A 2,045-nucleotide genomic window follows, 5' to 3' on the forward strand; every position below is an offset into this window, starting at 1 on the left:
CGACCAGCGCGGCGACCGGGCCGACCTGGCCAACCAGCTGCTCTACGCCGCGATCGTCCACCGCCACTCCGGTGCCCCGGCCCGGGCCACCGACGACATCGTCGACGCCGAGGCCTACGACCTGCGCCTGGCCGGCTGGGCAAGCATCGACCCCCGGCTGGCCCTGGCCCGCGAAGGCCGCCACGCCGACCCCAAGGGCCCCACCCCCGAACAGCTGCTCGGCATCGACAACTCCACCCAGGGCCCCCGGACTTCACGGCCCTCCACCCGAGGTGAGGCCGGCGTCTGGGCCATGCGAACCCGAGCCGACGACCCACCACCGTTCTGAGCGAGCAGCGTGAGGTCGCACGGGTCGAGGTGGGCGGTCGCGAGCGCGACAGAGGTCGTCCCCCGGATCAACGGGACTGCCACCGATGTCGTAGCAGCTTGACCACCCCTGGAAGTGCCCCTCGGGGCCGGCTTGGCCCTCGTCGAACCGCTGCTCCACGGATTTCGTCCGGCGTCCGCGGGCCGCTACAGTAGGTCCCCGCGCCCATGGGGTGCCTGGACGTGTAGCTCAGCTGGTTAGAGCGCTCGCTTCACACGCGAGAGGTCAGGGGTTCGAGTCCCTTCACGTCCACCGACGATCGCGGTCCGGACGGCGCTTCCGCTGCCCGGGCCGCTTTTTTGATGTCCCGCCTCCTGGATGCGGCGACCGGGTGCTCCACGGAGCAGTCAGCCGGACCGGCAGCGGCTTCCGGCTCCGACAGCGGGTTCCTCCCCGCTGCAGGAGCGCTATCCCGCTGCAGGTCGCCCGGGCGACGCCGACCAGGTCACCGGCGATGCTGCGGTCGCGCCGTCGCCGCCTGCGCCAGGCCCGCGCCCCACGCACGCGCCCGCTCCACCTCGCCGTCGAGCAGCGGGCCCTGGTCGCCGTGCACCCAGAACTTCTCCGGGTCGGCCACGACGGTGCAGCCGAGCGCACGCAGTTTCTTCGCGGCCGCCTTCGCCGCCGTACCGGGGAGGTTGGGCCTGCGCGTGTGCGTGTCGAACGTGGCCACCCGCAACGCCACCGGCCCGGAGGCCTCCAGCCACTCCCGGATCCCGGTCGCCGGCGGCGTCCCGCCACGGCTCGCCGCGTCCTCCCTGGTCTGCGGACGGCTCATCCCGAAGGCGTGGGTCGGCCCGCCCACGACCAGCAGGTCGGCGACGACGTCCGCCAGCGGAGGTGCCGAGGCCACGTCCAACACCTCGGTCCCGTCCCCCAGCCCCGCGGCCACCGCCTCGGCCACGGTCCGGGTGTTGCCGAACGCCGACTCGTAGACGACGAGCGTCGCCATGGTGGCCCTCCTCAGGTCGCTCCTGCTCCCAGCAGACACCCGCGCGGACCGGCCCGCAAGGGGCCCGTCCTGTCTGGCGCATCACCCTGGGCCGGCAGCCCGCCCCGGTCCGCCCGGCGTGTGGGCCGTCCTCGCGGGGACGACCTGCAGCGCCAGCCGCGCCCACGCCCGCACCTCCTCGGTGACGGGCCGGTCGAGCAGCCCCGCCTCGTCGACCCACTCCATGCCGGGCTCATCGCCGCACGGGTCCGGCGCGGGCGAGCCCTGAGCACCGATCACCTCCGCGAAGTAGATGAGGTCGATGTGCTGGTGGCCCGGGGAGATGTCCTCGACCTGGATCCCCTCGGGGCGCACCAGCTGGCGGGGCGACCCCGGTGCGTCGTGGTCGATCCCCGGCGAGCCCACGACGCGCACCCTCAGCCCCGTCTCCTCCCGGGTCTCACGCAGGGCGGCGTCGTCGGGCAGCTCGTGCGGCTCGATGTGGCCGCCGGGCGGCAGCCACAGACCCACCTTGCGGTGGGGGTGCAGCAGCACCTGCCCCGCGTGCACCACGAACACCGCGACGGTGAAGTGCTTGCTGATCCCGTCCGGCGGCTCCCGGTCCTCGACGTGGCCCATGCCCCGAACCCTAGGGAATCGCTGATCTGGGGGCGTCTGCGGGTGTGAGGCCAGCCCGCAGGGGGGCTGAAGCCCGATGAGGCCGCGGGAGCGACGCTGGAACTGTCC

The 2,045-nt window shown here is 73.8% G+C and carries 3 protein-coding genes and 1 tRNA gene; 2 read left to right on the plus strand and 2 right to left on the minus strand.

The features are described from left to right. Together BJF81_RS18110 and BJF81_RS12840 are read left to right on the plus strand one after the other, a co-directional pair. Positions 1 to 328, plus strand: a 328-nt coding sequence (locus BJF81_RS18110; RefSeq protein WP_158068691.1) for a hypothetical protein, incomplete at its 5' end; no start/stop codon positions are given. Between the two features lie 217 nt (positions 329 to 545). Further along, positions 546 to 619 (plus strand) — tRNA-Val (locus tag BJF81_RS12840). A gap of 193 nt (positions 620 to 812) precedes the next feature. On the opposite strand, the gene BJF81_RS12845 is transcribed toward BJF81_RS12840, so the two are convergent. Continuing rightward, positions 813 to 1,319, minus strand: a complete 507-nt coding sequence (locus tag BJF81_RS12845) for a flavodoxin family protein (RefSeq protein WP_075958686.1) — start codon at positions 1,317 to 1,319, stop codon at positions 813 to 815. Positions 1,320 to 1,400: 81 nt separating this feature from the next. Then, positions 1,401 to 1,937, minus strand: coding sequence for an NUDIX hydrolase (locus BJF81_RS12850; RefSeq protein WP_075958687.1), 537 nt, complete (start codon positions 1,935 to 1,937; stop codon positions 1,401 to 1,403). Positions 1,938 to 2,045 lie beyond the last annotated feature (108 nt).

The organism is Ornithinimicrobium sp. CNJ-824 (assembly GCF_001942405.1).
Lineage (GTDB): Bacteria > Actinomycetota > Actinomycetes > Actinomycetales > Dermatophilaceae > Ornithinicoccus > Ornithinicoccus kibberensis.

Excerpts from the sequence above, each read along its gene's own strand:
- BJF81_RS12845 (WP_075958686.1), bottom strand. The coding sequence starts at position 1,319 with ATGGCGACGCTCGTCGTCTACGAGTCGGCGTTCGGCAACACCCGGACC.
- BJF81_RS12850 (WP_075958687.1), bottom strand. The coding sequence starts at position 1,937 with ATGGGCCACGTCGAGGACCGGGAGCCGCCGGACGGGATCAGCAAGCAC.